The following is a 17,435-nucleotide window of genomic DNA, read 5'->3' as shown; positions in this document are numbered from 1 at the left end:
CACAGTATTTCAATCCTTGTAATGATTGCTAGCCTTGCGAACGAACCGAGCGAGGGTCGCCCCTGGAGGTTGACGCCGCCACGCCACCGTGCAAGCATCATGCTCACATTTGGAGAATGGCATTCTCATTCACGAGATGAGCGCATACGTCAGCATCCGAGCGCGCCGAGGTAAGGACCAGTTCTGCGATGTTTTCGGCACTCCTGATCGAAAAGGGCACGACGGGTCAGACGGTTTCGCTCACGCGGCTGGATGAGGCCGATCTCCCCGTCGGCGATGTCAGCGTCGACGTCGAATACTCCACGCTGAATTACAAGGACGGCCTCGCCATTACGGGCAGGTCGCCCGTGGTACGCGCATTCCCGATGGTGCCCGGTGCCGACCTCGCCGGTGTCGTCACCGCGAGCACGCACGCGGAGTGGCGGAAGGGCGACCGCGTCGTGCTCAACGGCTGGGGCGTGGGCGAAACCCATTGGGGCGGTCTGGCACAGCGCGCACGCGTGAGCGGGGACTGGCTCGTCCCGCTGCCCGACGCCTTCACCGCCCGGCAGGCGATGGCGATCGGCACGGCGGGGTACACGGCGGCCCTGTGCGTGGGCGCGCTGCTGGACCATGGCGTGCGTCCGGAACAGGGCGAGATCCTCGTGACGGGGGCGACGGGCGGCGTCGGCGGGACAGCGATCGCCCTCCTGGCGAAGGCCGGGTTCACCGTGGCCGCCGCGACCGGCAAGGCCTCGGAGGCCGAGTACCTCCATCAGCTGGGCGCCGCGACGGTGTGGGACCGCGCCGAACTCGCCGACGCCGGCAGGCCGTTGCAGAAGGAGCGCTGGGCGGGTGTCGTCGACTCCGTCGGCAGCCACACCCTGGCGAACGCCTGTGCGCAGACGCGCTATGGCGGGGCGGTCGCCGCGTGCGGCCTCGCCCAGGGCATGGACTTCCCGGCGTCGGTCGCCCCGTTCATTCTGCGCGGCGTGTCCCTGCTCGGCATCGACAGCGTGAGGGCACCGCGCACGTCACGGCGGACCGCCTGGGAACGACTGGCACGCGATCTGAGCGCGGGCACGCTGGAGACGATCGCCCACGAGATCGGCCTGGGGGACGCGATCGCCGCGGCGGACCGCCTCATGGAAGGCAAGGTGCGCGGCCGCATCGTCGTCGACGTCCATCAATGACGGGGGCCGATGTCGGCCCACGACCAGCGGAAGCCGACGTCCACCGACAACCGGGAGAATCGGGAGCAGGAGTGAGCGAGAAGCACACCGCCGCGGAGATCACCGAGCTCGACCTTTCCGACGTCGAGCACCGCGTGGGCAGGCCGGTCGGCGGAGGCCAGTTGTGGGATCCGTGCGGCACCTCCGACATCCGCCGCTGGGTGATGGCGATGGACTATCCCAACCCGCTGCACTGGGACCAGGAGTTCGCCCGTGATTCCAGGTTCGGCGGCCTCGTCGCGCCGCAGTCCATGGCGGTGGCCCTGGACTACGGACATGGGGCGCAACCCGCGTGCGTGGGCTACATTCCCGGCAGTCATCTGATCTTCGGCGGCGAGGAATGGTGGTTCTACGGCTGCCCTGTCCGGGCCGGGGACAAGCTGTTCCAGGAGCGGCGTTTCCACGACTACAAGGTGGCGGAGACGAAGTTCGCGGGACCCACGATGTTCTCGCGCGGAGATACCACCCACTCCAACCAGCACGGCACGCTGGTGGCGCGCGAGCGTTCCACCGCGATCCGCTATCTCGCCGCCGAAGCGGAGAAGCGCGGCATGTACCAGGACCGGGGCGCGACCGTGAAGCGCTGGACGGACACCGAGCTGAACGAGGTGGAGAAACTGCGCCGCGAGTGGCTCATGTCGAACCGGCTGGGTCTCTCACCCCACTTCGAGGACGTGAGCGTCGGCGACAGGCTGCCGCGGCGCGTGATCGGCCCGCACAGCATCGCCAGTTTCACCACCGAGTACCGCGCTTTCCTGTTCAACATCTGGGGCACCTTCCACTGGGTCGCGCCGCCCGGCGTCAAGGACCCCTGGATCAACCAGGATCCCGGGTGGGTGGACGGCTTCGGCTTCGACGAGGAAGACGCCAAGATCGACCCGCGCAAGCGCGACGGGCTCTATGTCGGTCCCTCTCGCGGCCACATCGACAGCGACAGGGCGAGCGAGATCGGCATGGGCCGTGCCTACGGCTACGGCGCCACGCTGGGTGCCTGGTGCACCGACTATCTCTCGTACTGGGCCGGCCACGACGGCATGGTGCGCCACTCCAAGGCGGACTTCCGCGGCCCGGCCTTCGAAGGGGACGTCACGTATTTCGATGCCGAAGTCATCGGCAAGGAAACGGAATCGACCTGGGGTGTGCCCCTCGTCCAGGTGAAGCTGCGGCTCACGGACCAGAACGGCGGCTCGCTGGTGAACTGCACGGCGGAGGTCGAGCTGCCGTACTAGGGCCGTTCGGGCTCTGGCGACGGCTCGGCAAGGAGGGGCGTTCCAGCACGACCGAGAAGCGACAGCGATGGGGCGGTGAGCGATGGGCGCCGAGACGGACGCCGAATCCGTACGAACCCTTTCGACCGTGTCAGGCCCGCCACTGAGCGCCGAACCAGGGCTCGGGCCGCTCACGTTGCCCGGCTTCCTGCGTGAGGTGACGGCGCGGTACGGCGAGCGCGAGGCACTCGTGACGCGCACGGCGGAGGGCGCCACGCGGTGGACGTACACCGAACTCTGGGAGCGCGCCGTCGAGGTGGCACGGGCTCTGCGGGCATGCGGCGTGGGCAAGGACAGCCGCGTGGGCGTCCTGATGACGAACCGCGCCGAGTGGATCACCGCGGTGTTCGGCACCTCGCTCGCCGGCGGTGTGGCCGTCGCGCTCAGCACGTTCTCGACACCGCCCGAACTCGAAGACCTGCTGCGAGTCTCCTGTGTTTCGGTGCTGTTGTTCGAGCGGAAGGTGCTGAAGAAGGACATCGCCGCCGTTCTCACCGAGCTGGAGCCGGAGATCGGCAAGGCCGCACCCGGCACGCTGCGCTCGGCGAGGTTCCCGTTCCTGCGCCGTCTCGCCATGGTCGGGGAGGCCCTGCTGGGCGAAGCGATCGACACCTGGGACACCTTCCTGGCGCGCGGCCGGGGCGAGCCGGGCGAGCTGGTCGAGGCGACGGCCGCGTCGGTGCGGCCGAGCGATGCCGCCGTGCTCTTCTTCTCGTCCGGTTCCACGAGCAGGCCGAAGGGAATCCTGAGCGCGCATCGCGGCGTCACCGTCCAGTTGTGGCGCTTCCGGCGCATGTACGGCTTCACCCCGGAGGACGACATCCGGTGCTGGACGGCCAACGGCTTCTTCTGGTCCGGCAATTTCGCCATGGGTCTCGGTACGACGCTCGCAGGCGGCGGGACCCTCGTACTGCAGTCGACCTTCATGGCCGCGGAGGCGCTCGACCTGATGCAGGCGGAACGGGTGAACTTCCCCGTCGCCTGGCCGCACCAGTGGGCGCAGCTCGAAGGCGCCCCGAACTGGAACCAGGTGGATCTGAGCAGCGTACGGTTCGCGGACTTCAGAACAGCGATCGCACACCACCCCACGGTGTCGACCCAGTGGCGCGAGCCGGGCCATGCCTACGGCAACACGGAGACCTTCACGATCACGACGTGCTTCCCGGCCGACACCCCGCCCGACGTGACCGCGAACAGCAGTGGAGAGGCATTGCCGGGTGTCACGCTCAAGATCGTCGATCCGCTCTCGGGTGTCGTCGTTCCGCGCGGCGAGCGCGGCGAGATATGCGTCAAGGGCCCCACTCTCATGCTGGGTTATCTCGGGACACCCCTCGACGAGACGCTGGACCCCGAGGGCTTCTTCCACACCGGTGACGGGGGTCGGCTCGACGACGCCGGCCGGCTCTTCTGGGAGGGCAGGCTCACCGACATCATCAAGACGGGTGGCGCGAACGTCTCACCGCTGGAGGTGGACGAGGCCCTCTCCGGCTATCCCGGCATCAAGGTGGCACGCACCGTGGGCGTACCGCACGAGACGCTCGGCGAAGTCGTCACCGCCTGCGTCGTACCCCATGACGGGGCGAGCCTCGAACCCGAGGAGATCCGCGCGTTCCTGCGCGAGCGACTGGCGAGCTACAAGGTGCCACGCCATGTGCTGTTCTTCCACGAGGAGGACATCACGCTCACGGGCAGCGCGAAGATCAAGTCCGGCGATCTTCGCCAGCTGGCCGCCAAGAGGTTGCGGGGACAGCCGAATTCCCGATAGCCGAATCCCCGCCTGGAGCACGAGACTTCTGGCTGCTGAGACTCTCGAATCCTCTCCGGCGAAACCCTAGAAACCTCTCCGCTGAATGACGTGGGCCTCCCGAGCCAGCTCCTCCTGAAAGTCCGGATGCGCGACGGCGATCAGACGTCGGGCGCGTTCGGCGAGAGACTGACCTCTGAGCTCGGCCGAACCGAACTCGGTGACGATCACATCCACATCACTGCGCGCCGTCGTGACCGGCCCGGACAGGTGGGCGGCAATCCTGCTGATCGTGCCCCCCTTGGCGGTCGCGGGCAGGGCGATGATGGCGTGACCGCCCGGCGAGCGGGCGCCGGCACGAACGAAGTCCACCTGGCCTCCGGTGCCGCCGAGGTAGGCCGAGCCGCTCTGTTCGGCGTTCACCTGGCCGGTCAGGTCGACCTCCATCGCGGAGTTGATGGTGACCAGTCTGTCCAGCTGCGCGAGTACCGCCGCGGCGTGGGTGTAGGCCGTGGTGCACATGCGGATCTGCGGGTTGCGGTGGGCGAACGCGTAGAGACGCCTGGTGCCGATCAGGGCACCGTTGATGGAAACCCCGCTGTCGATGCGCTTGCGCGCGTTGGTGACGACGCCCGCTTCGACCAGGTCGACCAGGCCGTCACCCAGCATGCCGGAGTGCACGCCAAGGTCCTTGCGGTCACGCAGGAGCCGAAGGACGGCGTCCGGGACGGCGCCGACCCCGGTCTGGATGACCGAGCCGTCCTCGATGTAGGAGGCGGCGTGGGCCGCTATGGCCGCGTCCGTCTCACCGATTCTCGCTCGTGGCACCTCCACCGGCGTACGTGAGACATGCACGGCGCAGTCGATCCGATCCGCGGGTAACAGCTCACCGTGCGTGAAAGGCACTTGCTCGTTCACTTCCGCCACGACGACGCGCGCCTTCGCCACAGCGGCCTGTACGTAGTCGCTGACGAGGCCGAGGCTGTGGTTTCCGTTCGCATCGGCTGTGCTGACCTGGATGAACGCGACATCGCACCCGACGATCCCGGCCTCGATCATCGGGCCGATCTGGCTGACATGACAGGGGATCACACTGAGCTTGTGTTCCTTGGTCAGTGAGCGCAGCGCGCCGATCGCCCCCATGCTGGACAGGGAGAATCCGTGCGTGGCGGCCGGGGTGAAAAGGCCGGAGAAGCTGGTCGCGATGAAGGCCGAAAGCCCGCCGATCCCGGGGCCCTGGTCGATCAACGCCTCGATCAGCGTGGTCGGTTCGCCACAGGCCTGGCCCATGACGATGCGGTCACCGGGGTGCAGGAACTGGCTGAGGTCCAGGCCTCCGGCCTCGCGAATGACCTTCATGCGCCGTCCTTTGACGCCAACAGCGCCCGGGCGCGGGCCAGGTGAGGGCGGTCGAGCATGGCGCCCTTGTGGCCGATGGCGCCGACGCCGGGATGGGCGGCGAACAGATCGACGATTTCCTGGGCCGCGGCCAGTTCCTCCGCCGTGGGGGTGAAGGCGGCGTTGATGACATCGACTTGGTCCGGATGAATGGCCAGCATGCCGCGATAGCCGTCACGGCGTACCTTCTCGGCTCGCTCGCGCAGTCCTTCCAGATCGCGGAAGTCGCCCTGGATGGTTTCCACCGGCGCTACACCGGCGGCAGCCGCACCGAGCAGGCACAGACTCCTGGCCAGCTCGTAGGTGAAGCCATAGCTTCCGTCAGGGTCGCGGTTCTCCGTGGCACCGACGGCGTCGGCGAGATCCTCCGCGCCCCAGGTCATGGCAACCACTCTCGGCGCACCCTTGTAGGTGCCGGTGGTGAACATGGCTTCGGCCGTCTCGGTGACGAGCACGATGACCTTTGTCGAACCCTGCTCGATACCGGCGGCGACTTCCAACGCCGAGAGGTAGTGGTCCAGGGTCTCCACATCCGCACGGCCGCGCGCCTTGGGAAGCATGATGCCCCCGGGCTGTGCGGGGATCACCGCTGCCAGATCGGCGAGCGCGTGGGGGCCGTCCAGCGGGTTGACGCGCACCCACAGTCGAGTTCTGTCTTCTCTCGGCCGAGCCGCCAGAAAGTCCGAGATCATCGTCCGGGCCTCGCGCTTTCCGTCTTCGGCGACCGCGTCCTCCAGGTCGAGGACCACAATGTCTGCCGAGCCGTCAGCCGCTTTCCCCATCTTCCTTTCACTGTCGCCCGGCGCGAACAGCCAGGAGCGTGCGACGAAGGTTTCTCCGGTGCCGACCACGGGTTCTCCCGTTCCTCGATTCAACGTCTTTCCGGTCCGCCTCCGGCATCACTCCATGCCGAGCTCGCCCATCACCTCATGTGTGTGGGCGCCGAGCCTGGGGGCGGGTCCCGCGATACGACCGGGGGTCTGCGAGAACCAGGTCGGCATGCCGGGGAAACGCACGGGACCGTTGGGGGTGTCCACCGTCTCGAAGAATCCCACTTCCTTCAGATGTGGGTTGTCGAGCAGTTCGTCGAGTGTGCGGACCGGAGCGGCGGGAATGTCAAGAGACCGGAGCAGGCCGAGCCAGTCCTCGGTCGTACGCTCCAGGAATGTCTCTCCCAGCAGGGCATAGACGGTGTCGATGCGGCGCGCTCGCTGTTCGAGGGTGGCGAAGTGCTCTCCGGCCCACGCCGGTTTCACGGCGGTGATGAACGCGGCCCACTGCTTGTCGTTGTACACCAGCGCCGAGATATGGCCGTCTTTCGTGCGGTAGGGCTTGCGGTGGGGTGTGACCGCGCGGGGGTACACCGCGGGTCCCAAGGGTGGACTGAACATCGCCCCATTGGCGTGTTCGACCAGCATGAAAGCGGCCATGGTTTCGAACATGCCGACCTCGACCTCCTGGCCTTCACCGGTCCGCTCGCGGTGGAACAGCGCCATCATGGTGGCGTACAAGGCGGTCATTCCGGCTATCTTGTCCGCCATGATGGTGCCGACGTAACCGGCCTCCCCGGTCAACTGCCGCTGCACGAACGGCAGGCCGCATTCCGCCTGAATGGTGTCGTCGTAAGCGGTGAGATTCGCATCCGGGCCGCGGCGGCCGTAACCGTAACAGTTGGTATAGATGATCGATGGATTGATGGCGGCCACTTCTTCGTAACTCAGCCCGAGCTTGGCGATCGCCTTGGCCCGCATCGAGTGAATGAACACGTCGCCATGCCTGATGAGTTCGCGCAGCGGGCTTTTCCCTTCGGCCGATCGCAGATCCAGCACCACACTGCGCTTGCCGCGGTTCACATTGACGAAGACGCCTCCCATGCCCGGTTCCGGGCCGACCGAGATGTAACGGGTGTTGTCGCCGGCGGGGGGCTCGATCTTGATCACATCCGCACCCATGTCCGCCATGATCTGGGTGCAGTAGGGACCCATGACCATCGCGGTGAGATCGACAACGCGTAACCCGGTCAGTGGGCCCGTGTGCGCACGTTCACCTGGCATCGCTGCCTCCCGCGTTCATCGAGACTATAGGGTGAATCTTTATAAGGATAGTGATAATAAGATGCCATGAGTAGTCACCGTGTCCCCGGCACCATCGCCCAGGTACTCGATGCCGCACTCGCGTCACGCCCGCACGCCACGGCGGTCGAGGCCGTCTCCGGCGCCTGGTCGTACGCCGAGCTCGACGACCGGGCCCGACGGGCGGCCGGAGCGCTGTGGCGGCTCGGCGTGCGCCCCGGCGACCGCGTGGCGGCCTGTCTGCCCAACGACCTGGACATCGTCGCGGCCTTTCACGGCGCACAGCGGATCGGGGCCGTCTGGGCGGGAATCGGCGAAGCGCTCACGGCGGGCGAGCATGAGGAGCTGCACGACCTCTGCGACCCGACAGTCGTGCTGGCCGGACCGCGCTGTCTGCTGGAGTCGCCGGACCGGGTCGATCCCGGCCGATGGGCCGAGCTGGTCGATCGCGACGAGGCGGCCCCTCACGTCGAGCCGGACATCGACGCGCCGGCCGGGATCGCGTTCACCAGCGGGACGTCGGGACACCCCAAGGCCGTCGTGCACAGCCAGCGCAACCTGCTGCTGCCAGGTGCGGTCCTCGTCGCCACCCGGGGCTGGGGACCCGAGTTGCGCAAGGGCGACAGCTTCCCGCTGACGATCCTCAACCTCATGGCGCTGTCCACCCTGCTCACCGCACAGGCCGGCGGCTGCTCCGTCGTGATGAACCGGCGCGACGCGGAAGGGGTCGCCGAGTGGATCTCCTCCCGGCGCGTCACGGTGTGGAACGGCGCGCCCGCACAGCTCTACGACCTCGCCCGGCGCCCGGACCTGGACCTCGGATCACTCACGGAAGTATGGAGCGGAGGCGGCGACACCCCGGACGCGCTGCGCCGGGCATTCGCCGAGGCCCACGGCCTGGTTCCCCGGGTCACCTACGGCCTGACAGAGGCGCCGACCGTCGTGTCGATCGATCCGGACGGCGAGTGGCGTCCGGGCACGAGCGGACAGGTGCTGCCGCACTACGACGTCGCGGCGTACGACGAGGAGGGCCACCGCCTCCCCGCGGGCGAACTCGGCGAGCTGCGGCTGAGCGGGGCCGCCGCCGGTCCGTGGGCGGACAGCTGGAGGCCGATGCTCGGATTCTGGGAGCGAGGCGGCGTCCGCCCGGCGGAACCCGGTCCGGTCCCCACCGGTGACATCGGGACGGTCGACGGCGACGGGTGGCTGACGGTGCTGGACCGCAAGAAGCTCGTCATCGTCCGCGGCGGGGCGAACGTCTACCCGCTCGAAGTGGAACGGGTGATCGCGGCGCACCCCGATGTCGCCGGGGTCGCCGTGTGCGCGGTGTCCGACGACCGTCTCGGTCAGCGGGTGGCCGCCGTGGTCGAGAGCGCCGGTCCCCCGCTCGACCTCGAAGCGCTCGCCGCACTCTGCCGGCGCGCGTTGGCGGCGTACAAGGTTCCGGAGTTCTGGTCACAGGTCGACGCCTTGCCGGTGAACGCCATGGGCAAGGTGCAACGGGCCCTGCTGCCCGGGCTGGTTGAGCCGAGCCGGCGTCCCGGAACGGCCTGAAAGGCGATGATGCATCACTGCTAGCCTTGCAATCATGGAACGCACAGGGTCCGAGCACACCAAGATCGGACAGATGCGCATGGCGGAGCTGGTGGCCGCCGCACTGCGCGACCGGATCCTCGCGGGCGGCATCGGCGACGGCTCCACGCTTCCCAAACAGGACGAGCTCGTGGCGGAGTTCGGTGTCAGCTACCCCTCGGTGCGGGAGGCACTGCGCATCCTGGAGACCGAGGGCTTCATCACGGTACGGCGCGGCAATCGCGGCGGCGCCACCGTGCACGCTCCGGACATCGGCACCGCCGGCTACGCCCTGGGACTGACGCTCCAGGCCATGCAGGTCGGGGTTCCCGACCTCGGCGCCGCCCTCGCCACGCTGGAGCCGCTGTGCGCGGCGCACTGCGCAGAGCGGTCGGACCGCGAGCGGGTCGTGGTGCCGCGGCTGAGGGAACTGCTCGCCGCGAGCGACAACTGCATCGACGACGGTGCGGCGTTCACCCGGGCCTCGCGCGAGTTCCACGACGCCGTCGTCGGGTTCGACCCCAACGCCACGCTGCGCGTCGTCGTGAAGAGCCTGACGTCGCTCTGGTCGGTCCAGGAGGAGGCCTGGGCGGACGCCCAGATGTCGCGCGGCGCCTATCCTTCGCGCACCGAGCGCACGGCCGCCCAGCGAGCCCACGAACGCCTGGTGACGAGCATCGAGCAGGGCGACGCCGACGAGGCCGCGCGGATCGCGGAGGAGCATCTGACGGCGACTCAGCGCGTGGTGTGCCGCACGCTCAAGAACCGGGTGATCGACGCCGCGTCGGCCCAGAGCCGGGCGCGGTTCCGCCGCGGCTGAGACCGGGGCCGTCCGCTTGCCGGCTGGCGCGGCGGTGTGCCTCATCGGATCCGGCTGACGCCGGTAAATTCTAAATCCTTGTAAGGATAGCGCGGCAGGCCTAGGATGCCCGCCGGGCCGGTCCGCAGCCACCCTGCGGCCGTCGGCACGAGAGCCGACGGCAGCACGCCCCGCCGTGGAAGGGGGACCCACGTTGTCGCCGGAGCGTGATGCCGCCGCGCGGATGTTCGGCCTGGAGGGCCGCGTGGCGATCGTCACCGGTGCCTCGTCCGGTCTCGGGGCGGCGGTGGCCCGAGCCCTTGCCTCGCTCGGCGCCCGGGTCGCCGTAGTGGCCCGGCGCCGCGACAAGCTGGCCGAACTCGCCGAAGGGATCGAAGGCTTCGCGGTCCCCTGCGATCTCTCCGACCTCGACCGGGTCGGCTCCGTCGTGCCGGCGGTGGTCGAGGGCCTGGGGCCGCCGGAGATCCTCGTCAACGCCGCCGGGAGCATGTTCACGACCGAGCGCGCGGAGTCCGAGCCGCTCGACGCCGTCCGCCGGACCACGGACCTCAACCTGCTGGCCCCGTTCCTGCTCGCCCAGGCCGTCTTTCCCCACATGCGCGCCGTGGGCCGGGGCGTGATCATCAACGTCTCGTCCATCAGCGGCCGGGTCGGCATCCCCGGGATCCCGCAGGCGTCGTACGCGGCGAGCAAAGCCGGCCTGTCGGGTCTGTCCGCCGAGCTCGCGGTGCAGTGGGCGAAGCACTCGATCCGGGTGAACACGGTGGCCCCCGGCTTCTTCCGCAGCGAGATCACCGGCCCGCTCTACGAGAGCGAGCGCGCCGCCGAGTACCTGCGCCGCAATACCCCGCTGCCGAAGGAGGGGACCGCCGACGACATCGTCGGCGCCATCCTGTGGCTCGCGGGCGACGCGGGAAGCTATGTCACCGGGCAGACGGTCGTCGTCGACGGCGGCTGGACCGCGCGGTGACCACTGCTCGATCCCGGCGAAGGCGAACGGTTACGCTGAGATCATGCCGTCCACACGTCGCACAGCACGCCAGACCGACTTGCTCCAGCGGCTGGTCGCCCTGCTGGCGGCGGAGGGTTTCGCGTCGTTCACGCTCGACGAGCTGACCGAGCGGCTGCGCTGCTCGAAGACGACGTTGTATCAACTGGCCGGCAGCAAGCAGGAGTTGGTCCGGGAGGCAGTGAAGCACTACTTCCGGGAGGCGACCCAGACCATCGAGAAGCAGGTGGCGGACACCTCCGCGCCCGCGGACCGCGTGGTGGTCTACCTGAACGCGGTCGCCCAGCAGCTGAGACCGCTGTCCCGGCAATTCCTCGACGACATGGCCGACTTCGAACCGGCTCGCGAGGTGTACGAGGCCAATACGCGTCTTGCCGCGGGCCGGCTCAGGCAGTTGATCGCGGACGGGGTCGCCGCCGGCGCGTTCCGTGATGTCCATGCCGCGTTCGTGGGCGAGGTGGTCGCCGCCACCATGCAGGAGATCCAGCGCGGCGAGGTCGCCGCGCGCACCGGGTTGTCCGACGCGGAGGCCTACGCCGAGCTGGCGTCGCTCATTGTGCACGCGGTTTCGACCTGACCTAGGCGCCCTCGGTGACCTCGGTGACCTCAGCGGTGTCAGCGGTGTCAGCCGTGTCAGCGGTGGAGCCGACTCCCCAGTCCCGTAGCACCGACTCGGTGTCCCCGCCCGGAGTGTCCGGGGTCGATGGCTGTCTGCTGGGCGTCCGCGAGAATCGCGGGGCCGGTGCGGCCTGGAGGATGCCGTCGACCTCGACCAGGGTGCGCCGGGCCACCACATGCGGGTGCGTTCCCGCCTCGGCGAACGTGAGCACGGGCGTCACGCACGCGTCCGTTCCGGCGAAGTGCGTGGCCCACTCGTCGCGCGTACGGGAGGCGAACCGCTTCGCGAAGGCCGAGCGCAGTACCGGCCAGCCGCCGCGGTCGCCCTGGGCGGGCAGCCGGGCGGGGTCGATCCCGAGTCCGTCGAGCAGGGCCGCGAAGAAGTGCGGTTCGAGCGCGGCGACGGCGACGTATTTGCCGTCGCCGCACGTGTAGGTGTCGTAGAAGGGGGCGGCCCCGTCGAGAAGGTTGGAGCTCCGCTCGTCCGACCACTCGCCCATGGCGCGCAGGGCGAGCGTCATCTGGCTCAGCAGGGCGGTCCCGTCGATCATCGCGGCGTCGACGACCTGTCCCGCCCCGGAGCGTGAGCGCTCCCAGAGCGCGGCCAGGACACCGACGGCCAAGAGCATGGACCCTCCGCCGAAATCTCCCACGAGGTTGAGCGGAGGGGGTGGCGAACCGTCCTCCCGGCCCATGGCATGGAGCACGCCGGTGAGACCGATGTAGTTCAGATCGTGTCCGGGTTGCTGAGCGAGCGGACCGTCCTGCCCCCAGCCGGTGACCCGTGCGTAGACGAGCCCCGGATTCCGCCGTCCGCAGTCGTCGGGGCCGACCCCGAGCCGCTCGGCGACGCCCGGCCGCAGGCCCTCCACGAACACATCGGCCCGGGCCGACAACGCCAGGACGAGCGCACGCCCCTCGGGCTCCTTGAGATCCGCGAAGACCGACCGGCGGCCGCGCCGCACGATGTCGGTCGCGCCGACGGGGCCGAGCTGGAGCGCCCGGCCGGAAGGCCTCTCGACCCGCACCACATCGGCACCGAGATCGGCCAGCACCATGGCCGCGTGGGGCGCCGGCCCGAGTCCCGCGAGTTCGAGGACACGCAAACCGGCGAGGGGACCAGCTGATCTGTCGATGGACGACATGGCATTACGGTACCAATAACGATACTGTTGTATCGCTTCGAGTATCAAAAACTTCCAGCGCTACGCCCGAGGACATCTCATGCCCGCTACCCGAACGCTTCCCGCCCCGGAAGCAGTCGACCTGATCGGCCTGACCCGCGAGCTCGCCGAGAAGGAGCTCGCGCCGCGCGTCGCCGAGGCCGAGGCCGAGGAGCGGTTCCCCCGCGAGGTCTTCCGCACGCTCGGCCGGGCCGGACTGCTGAGCCTGCCCTACCCCGAGGAGTACGGCGGCGGTGGCCAGCCCTACGAGGTCTACCTCCAGGTTGTCGAAGAGATCGCGGCCGTGTGGGCCAGCGTCGCGGTGGGTGTCTCGGTCCACGCGTTGTCCTGCTTCGGCCTCGCCGCCTTCGGCACCCAGGAGCAGAAGGACGAGTGGCTCCCCGGCATGCTCAGCGGCGATCTGCTCGGCGCCTACTGCCTGTCCGAGGCGCACGCCGGTTCCGACCCCGCGGCGATGCGCACGCGGGCCGTCAGGGACGGCGACCACTATGTGCTCAACGGCGCCAAGGCATGGACCACACACGGTGGCCACGCGGACTTCTACACGGTCATGGCGCGCACCGCCGACGAGGGCTCACGCGCCATCTCCTGCTTCCTCGTCCCGGCCGACACTCCTGGTGTGGTGGCCGATCCCCCGGAACACAAGATGGGTCTGACCGGGTCGGCGACCGCCACCGTGCGTCTGGAGGACGTACGGGTCCCCGCGCACCGCCGGATCGGCGAGGAGGGCGAAGGACTCAAGATCGCCTTCGCCGGACTGGACTGCGGCCGGCTGGGCATCGCGGCAGTGGCCACGGGCCTTGCCCAGGGCGCGCTGGACCACGCACTGCGCTACTCGCGGGAACGCGAGACCTTCGGGCGCCCCATCATCGAACACCAGGGGCTGGCCTTCGTCCTCGCGGACATGGCCGCCGCGGTGCAGGCCTCCCGCGCCACCACGCTCGCCGCCGCCCGGCTCAAGGACCAGGGGCTCCCGTTCCAGTGCGAGGCGTCCATCGCCAAGCTGGTCGCCACCGACAACGCCATGAAGGTCACCACCGACGCCGTCCAGGTACTCGGCGGCTCCGGCTACACCCGCGACTTCCCCGTCGAGCGCTACATGCGGGAGGCCAAGGTCATGCAGATCTTCGAAGGCACCAACCAGATTCAGCGCCTGATCATCGGCCGCGCGCTGAGGGAGGCCGACCGGGGCAGCCTCAGGGTTCGGGACGAGACCAGGTAGTACGTAGCGGCGTACGCGTCGGGCAGCGGAGGCACGCGCACATCGCCGAGGCTGCGCACCACGTGACCATCGTGTGCTGAGCGCCGATACTACGGGGAGAGGCTCCTCGGTCCGCCGGTCCGCACGCCAGTCCGGCGCCCGGCTGCTCATCCCACCAGGAGGTACCCATGAAGATGCTCATCAACGTGGCGGAGACGGTGGTCGCGGACGCGCTGCGGGGCATGGCGGCGGCACATCCCGAGCTGACGGTGGACGTCGACAACCGGGTGATCGTACGGCGGGACGCTCCGGTCGCCGGAAAGGTGGGCCTCGTCTCCGGCGGCGGGTCGGGGCACGAGCCGCTGCACGGCGGTTTCGTGGGCCTCGGCATGCTGTCGGCGGCCTGCCCCGGCGAGGTTTTCACGTCTCCGGTGCCGGACCAGATGCTGCGCGCGGCGGCCGCCGTGGACAGTGGCGCTGGCGTGCTGTTCATCGTGAAGAACTACACGGGTGACGTGCTCAACTTCGACATGGCGGCCGAGCTCGCCGAGGACGAGGGCATCCAGATCGCGAAGGTCCTCGTCAATGACGACGTGGCCGTCACCGACAGCCTCTACACGGCGGGGCGGCGCGGCACCGGGGCGACGCTGTTCGTGGAGAAGATCGCGGGTGCCGCCGCCGAGGAGGGCGCACCGCTGGAGCGGGTCCAAGCGCTGGCCCGGCAGGTCAACGAGAGCTCCCGCAGTTTCGGGGTCGCGCTCAGCGCCTGCACGACTCCGGCCAAGGGCAGCCCGACCTTCGACCTGCCGCCCGGCGAGCTGGAGCTGGGCGTCGGCATCCACGGCGAGCCGGGCCGGGAGCGGCGCGCGATGATGACCTCCAGCGAGATCGCCGACTTCTCGGTGCACGCGATCCTGGAGGACCTCGACCCGCGCAACCCGGTGCTGCTCCTGGTCAACGGCATGGGTGCGACCCCACTCCTGGAGCTGTACGGCTTCAACGCGGAGGTGCAGCGGGTGCTGGACGAGCGCGGCGTCCCCGTGGCGCGCACGCTGGTCGGCAACTACGTCACCTCGCTGGACATGGCGGGCGCCTCGGTGACGCTGTGCCAGGTGGACCAGGAGCTGCTGCGACTGTGGGACGCGCCGGTGAAGACGCCGGGACTGCGCTGGGGCGTGTGAACTCGGTCAACAGGCAGTCGGCTGCCGTGGGGTCGCCCAGGTCGTCGCCTGTGAACCCGGTCAACAGGCAGCCGGTTGCCGATGGCCCGAAACCGATCGACGCTCATTCCGCGCGGTCAACGCTCGTACGGCACTGTCCACACCCGCCCGCGCAGTCGACACCCGCCCGCGCAGTCAACGCTCGTACCACGCAAGGAGATTCCGTGCTCGACGCCGATTTCTTCCGCCGTTGGATGACGGTGACCGCCGCGACCGTGGACCGCGAGGCGCAGCGACTCACCGAACTGGACTCGCCTATCGGCGACGCCGATCACGGCAGCAATCTGCAGCGCGGATTCACCGCCGTGGTCGCCGCGCTGGAGAAGGAGGCGCCGGACACGCCCGGTGGCGTTCTCATGCTCGCCGGCCGTCAGCTGATCTCGACGGTCGGCGGCGCGTCCGGACCCTTGTACGGCACCCTGCTGCGCCGGACCGGCAAAGCGCTCGGAGACGCCGCCGAGGTCACCGAGGAACAGTTCACGGACGCGCTGCGCACGGGCGTCGACGCGGTGATGGCGCTGGGCGGAGCCGCGCCCGGCGACAAGACCATGATCGACGCGCTGGTGCCCGCCGTCGACGCGCTCGCCGACTCCTTCGCCGCGGCGAAGGCCGCCGCCGAGGAGGGTGCCGTCGCGACGACGCCGTTGCAGGCGCGCAAGGGCCGGGCCAGCTATCTGGGCGAGCGCAGCATCGGGCACCAGGACCCGGGCGCCACGTCCTCGTCGCTGCTGATCGGGGCACTCGTGGAGGCGGCCGGTGAGTGACTCCGCGAGCACCTCGACCAGCTCGACCACCTCGACCACCTCGACCACCTCGACCACCTCGACGAGTAATGGCACGGACAAGCTCGTAGGGATCGTGCTGGTCTCCCACAGTGCCGCCGTCGCCGCCTCCGTCGCCGAGCTGGCGACGGGCCTGGCGGGCGGTGGCACGACCGCTCCCGTCGCCCCGGCGGGCGGCACCGCCGACGGCGGCCTCGGCACGAGCGCCGAGCTGATCGCCGCCGCGGCCGCCTCCGTGGACCGCGGCGCCGGCGTCGCGGTCCTCACCGACCTGGGCAGCGCCGTGCTCACGGTGAAGGCGCTGCTCGCCGAGGGCGACGAACTGCCCGACAACACCCGCCTCGTCGACGCGCCCTTCGTCGAGGGCGCGGTCGCCGCGGTCGTCACGGCGTCGGCGGGCGCGGACCTCGCCGCGGTGGAGGCGGCGGCCGCGGAGGCGTACGCGTACCGAAAGGTCTGAGCACCGGGACCCGGCTTCGCCGGAAGGCGTGAGCACCGAAATGAGTGACCCCTGGCTGCGCCGGAAGGTCTGAGCGCCGGGGTCAGCGGTCCCGGGCTTCGTCAGGCAAGTCCCTCGGCCGCGACGGCGAGGGCCGAGCGAACGGTCGCCACCAGCTCGGCCCGCGCCGTCGCGGGGTCGGACTGTTCCTCGTCGCCGCGCCACGCGTAGTGCTCGACCGCCGTCCGCAGGGCCGCGTTGAGCATGGCGGCCTGGATCTCCGACCGCAGGTCGACTGCGGCCAGCCCCGCTCGGTCGGCGAGGGCGCGGGCGAAGACCGGCTCGGCCTCGTCGTGGGCCTGGAGCCAGACCGCACGCAGGCCCGGCTCGGTGCGGGTCAGCCTCAGCAGCGCACGGACGTTGGGCAGATGCGGCCTCGCCATCGGGCCGGCGCCGGCCGTGGTCGCCGCTTCCAGGGCGTCCTCCAGCGGCTGGTCGGGGCGCCAGGCGCGCAACGCGGCGGCGATGGCGTCGATGCCGGCCGCGAACAGGGGGCTGACGCAGCTCTCCTTGCTCGGAAAGTAGCGCCAGACGGTGCGCGCGGAGACGCCGACCGCCTGCCCGATCTGCTCCCCGGTCGTCGCGGCCACGCCGTGGGCGACGAACAGCTCCACCGCGGCGCGCGCGATCTCCAGCCGGATCTCCGCCTTGCGCTGCTCGGTCAGCGGCGGCCGTCCCGTACGGCCACGCCCCTGGCCGGGGGGTTCGCTGATCGCGCGGTCCGGCACTGGTGACTCCTTGGTTCCGCCGGCGGCTGCTGCCCGGGCCTGCCGCGAGTCTAACGATCTCCAAAGCGGCGTCGAGGGACTTCGAAGGAGGGGCAAGGACTTTCTGTCA

Annotated in this window: 16 protein-coding genes; 11 read left to right on the top strand and 5 right to left on the bottom strand. The window is 69.7% G+C overall.

What is annotated here, in order from left to right; all coding sequences use genetic code 11:
* The first annotated feature begins 188 nt into the window (after window positions 1-188).
* The 3 genes from acuI (at window position 189) to OIC96_RS43375 (ending at window position 4,244) form a co-directional block, all read left to right on the top strand.
* Window positions 189-1,172, top strand: a complete 984-nt coding sequence (acuI, locus tag OIC96_RS43385) for an acrylyl-CoA reductase (NADPH) (protein ID WP_330302559.1) — start codon at window positions 189-191, stop codon at window positions 1,170-1,172.
* 71 nt (window positions 1,173-1,243) lie between these two features.
* Window positions 1,244-2,440 carry an FAS1-like dehydratase domain-containing protein gene (locus tag OIC96_RS43380; RefSeq protein WP_330302560.1) on the top strand — a complete coding sequence of 399 codons (1,197 nt, stop codon included), beginning with the start codon at window positions 1,244-1,246 and terminating at the stop codon, window positions 2,438-2,440.
* Window positions 2,441-2,567: 127 nt separating this feature from the next.
* Window positions 2,568-4,244, top strand: coding sequence for a class I adenylate-forming enzyme family protein (locus OIC96_RS43375; RefSeq protein WP_330302561.1), 1,677 nt, complete (start codon window positions 2,568-2,570; stop codon window positions 4,242-4,244).
* A gap of 66 nt (window positions 4,245-4,310) precedes the next feature.
* Here the strand turns inward: OIC96_RS43375 and OIC96_RS43370 are convergent, their stop codons facing one another.
* The 3 genes from OIC96_RS43370 to OIC96_RS43360 are packed head-to-tail and all read right to left on the bottom strand — an operon-like array spanning window position 4,311 to window position 7,675.
* A complete protein-coding gene (locus OIC96_RS43370; RefSeq protein ID WP_330302562.1) occupies window positions 4,311-5,582 on the bottom strand; it encodes an acetyl-CoA hydrolase/transferase family protein in 1,272 nt (423 codons plus the stop codon).
* Entirely contained in the window at window positions 5,579-6,472 is an 894-nt protein-coding gene (locus OIC96_RS43365) for an HpcH/HpaI aldolase/citrate lyase family protein (RefSeq protein WP_330302563.1), read from the bottom strand. The genes OIC96_RS43370 and OIC96_RS43365 overlap by 4 nt, the downstream gene beginning before the upstream one ends.
* 48 nt (window positions 6,473-6,520) lie before the next feature.
* Window positions 6,521-7,675 (bottom strand): CaiB/BaiF CoA transferase family protein, encoded by a 1,155-nt coding sequence (locus OIC96_RS43360; protein ID WP_330302564.1) that lies wholly within the window; start codon window positions 7,673-7,675, stop codon window positions 6,521-6,523.
* 66 nt (window positions 7,676-7,741) lie between these two features.
* Between OIC96_RS43360 and OIC96_RS43355 the strand changes: the two genes are divergently transcribed.
* From OIC96_RS43355 to OIC96_RS43340, 4 genes are all read left to right on the top strand, one after another.
* Window positions 7,742-9,247 (top strand): class I adenylate-forming enzyme family protein, encoded by a 1,506-nt coding sequence (locus OIC96_RS43355; protein ID WP_330302565.1) that lies wholly within the window; start codon window positions 7,742-7,744, stop codon window positions 9,245-9,247.
* A 34-nt stretch (window positions 9,248-9,281) separates the two neighbouring features.
* On the top strand, window positions 9,282-10,085 hold the full coding sequence (locus OIC96_RS43350; RefSeq protein ID WP_330302566.1) for a FadR/GntR family transcriptional regulator: 804 nt from the start codon (window positions 9,282-9,284) through the stop codon (window positions 10,083-10,085).
* Window positions 10,086-10,278: 193 nt separating this feature from the next.
* A complete protein-coding gene (locus OIC96_RS43345; RefSeq protein ID WP_330302567.1) occupies window positions 10,279-11,055 on the top strand; it encodes an SDR family NAD(P)-dependent oxidoreductase in 777 nt (258 codons plus the stop codon).
* Window positions 11,056-11,098: 43 nt separating this feature from the next.
* A complete protein-coding gene (locus tag OIC96_RS43340; protein WP_330302568.1) occupies window positions 11,099-11,671 on the top strand; it encodes a TetR/AcrR family transcriptional regulator in 573 nt (190 codons plus the stop codon).
* A 1-nt stretch (window position 11,672) separates the two neighbouring features.
* Here OIC96_RS43340 and OIC96_RS43335 read toward each other — a convergent pair whose 3' ends face one another.
* Window positions 11,673-12,857: a CaiB/BaiF CoA transferase family protein gene (locus OIC96_RS43335; RefSeq protein ID WP_330302569.1), complete on the bottom strand. Its 1,185-nt coding sequence runs from the start codon at window positions 12,855-12,857 to the stop codon at window positions 11,673-11,675.
* Between the two features lie 79 nt (window positions 12,858-12,936).
* On the opposite strand from OIC96_RS43335, the gene OIC96_RS43330 reads away from it, so the two are divergent.
* From OIC96_RS43330 to OIC96_RS43315, 4 genes are all read left to right on the top strand, one after another.
* Window positions 12,937-14,118, top strand: coding sequence for an acyl-CoA dehydrogenase family protein (locus OIC96_RS43330; RefSeq protein ID WP_330302570.1), 1,182 nt, complete (start codon window positions 12,937-12,939; stop codon window positions 14,116-14,118).
* Between the two features lie 167 nt (window positions 14,119-14,285).
* Window positions 14,286-15,278 (top strand): dihydroxyacetone kinase subunit DhaK, encoded by a 993-nt coding sequence (gene dhaK / locus OIC96_RS43325; protein ID WP_330302571.1) that lies wholly within the window; start codon window positions 14,286-14,288, stop codon window positions 15,276-15,278.
* Window positions 15,279-15,481: 203 nt separating this feature from the next.
* The gene (gene dhaL, locus OIC96_RS43320) at window positions 15,482-16,081 is read left to right on the top strand and encodes a dihydroxyacetone kinase subunit DhaL (RefSeq protein ID WP_330302572.1); all 600 of its coding nucleotides are present in this window, start codon (window positions 15,482-15,484) and stop codon (window positions 16,079-16,081) included.
* 91 nt (window positions 16,082-16,172) lie between these two features.
* Window positions 16,173-16,559: a PTS-dependent dihydroxyacetone kinase phosphotransferase subunit DhaM gene (locus tag OIC96_RS43315; protein ID WP_330309980.1), complete on the top strand. Its 387-nt coding sequence runs from the start codon at window positions 16,173-16,175 to the stop codon at window positions 16,557-16,559.
* Window positions 16,560-16,660: 101 nt separating this feature from the next.
* On the opposite strand, the gene OIC96_RS43310 is transcribed toward OIC96_RS43315, so the two are convergent.
* Entirely contained in the window at window positions 16,661-17,326 is a 666-nt protein-coding gene (locus OIC96_RS43310) for a TetR/AcrR family transcriptional regulator (RefSeq protein ID WP_330302573.1), read from the bottom strand.
* Window positions 17,327-17,435 lie beyond the last annotated feature (109 nt).

Source organism: Streptomyces sp. NBC_00775, from assembly GCF_036347135.1.
Taxonomy (GTDB): Bacteria; Actinomycetota; Actinomycetes; order Streptomycetales; family Streptomycetaceae; genus Streptomyces; species Streptomyces lutosisoli.
The sequence above is the reverse complement of the archived record's forward strand: the minus strand, read 5'-3'. Positions and strand labels throughout refer to the sequence as shown.

Excerpts from the sequence above, each read along its gene's own strand:
- dhaK (WP_330302571.1), top strand. The coding sequence starts at position 14,286 with ATGAAGATGCTCATCAACGTGGCGGAGACGGTGGTCGCGGACGCGCTG.
- OIC96_RS43355 (WP_330302565.1), top strand. The coding sequence starts at position 7,742 with ATGAGTAGTCACCGTGTCCCCGGCACCATCGCCCAGGTACTCGATGCC.
- OIC96_RS43360 (WP_330302564.1), bottom strand. The coding sequence starts at position 7,675 with ATGCCAGGTGAACGTGCGCACACGGGCCCACTGACCGGGTTACGCGTT.
- OIC96_RS43350 (WP_330302566.1), top strand. The coding sequence starts at position 9,282 with ATGGAACGCACAGGGTCCGAGCACACCAAGATCGGACAGATGCGCATG.
- OIC96_RS43370 (WP_330302562.1), bottom strand. The coding sequence starts at position 5,582 with ATGAAGGTCATTCGCGAGGCCGGAGGCCTGGACCTCAGCCAGTTCCTG.
- OIC96_RS43330 (WP_330302570.1), top strand. The coding sequence starts at position 12,937 with ATGCCCGCTACCCGAACGCTTCCCGCCCCGGAAGCAGTCGACCTGATC.
- acuI (WP_330302559.1), top strand. The coding sequence starts at position 189 with ATGTTTTCGGCACTCCTGATCGAAAAGGGCACGACGGGTCAGACGGTT.
- OIC96_RS43340 (WP_330302568.1), top strand. The coding sequence starts at position 11,099 with ATGCCGTCCACACGTCGCACAGCACGCCAGACCGACTTGCTCCAGCGG.
- OIC96_RS43335 (WP_330302569.1), bottom strand. The coding sequence starts at position 12,857 with ATGTCGTCCATCGACAGATCAGCTGGTCCCCTCGCCGGTTTGCGTGTC.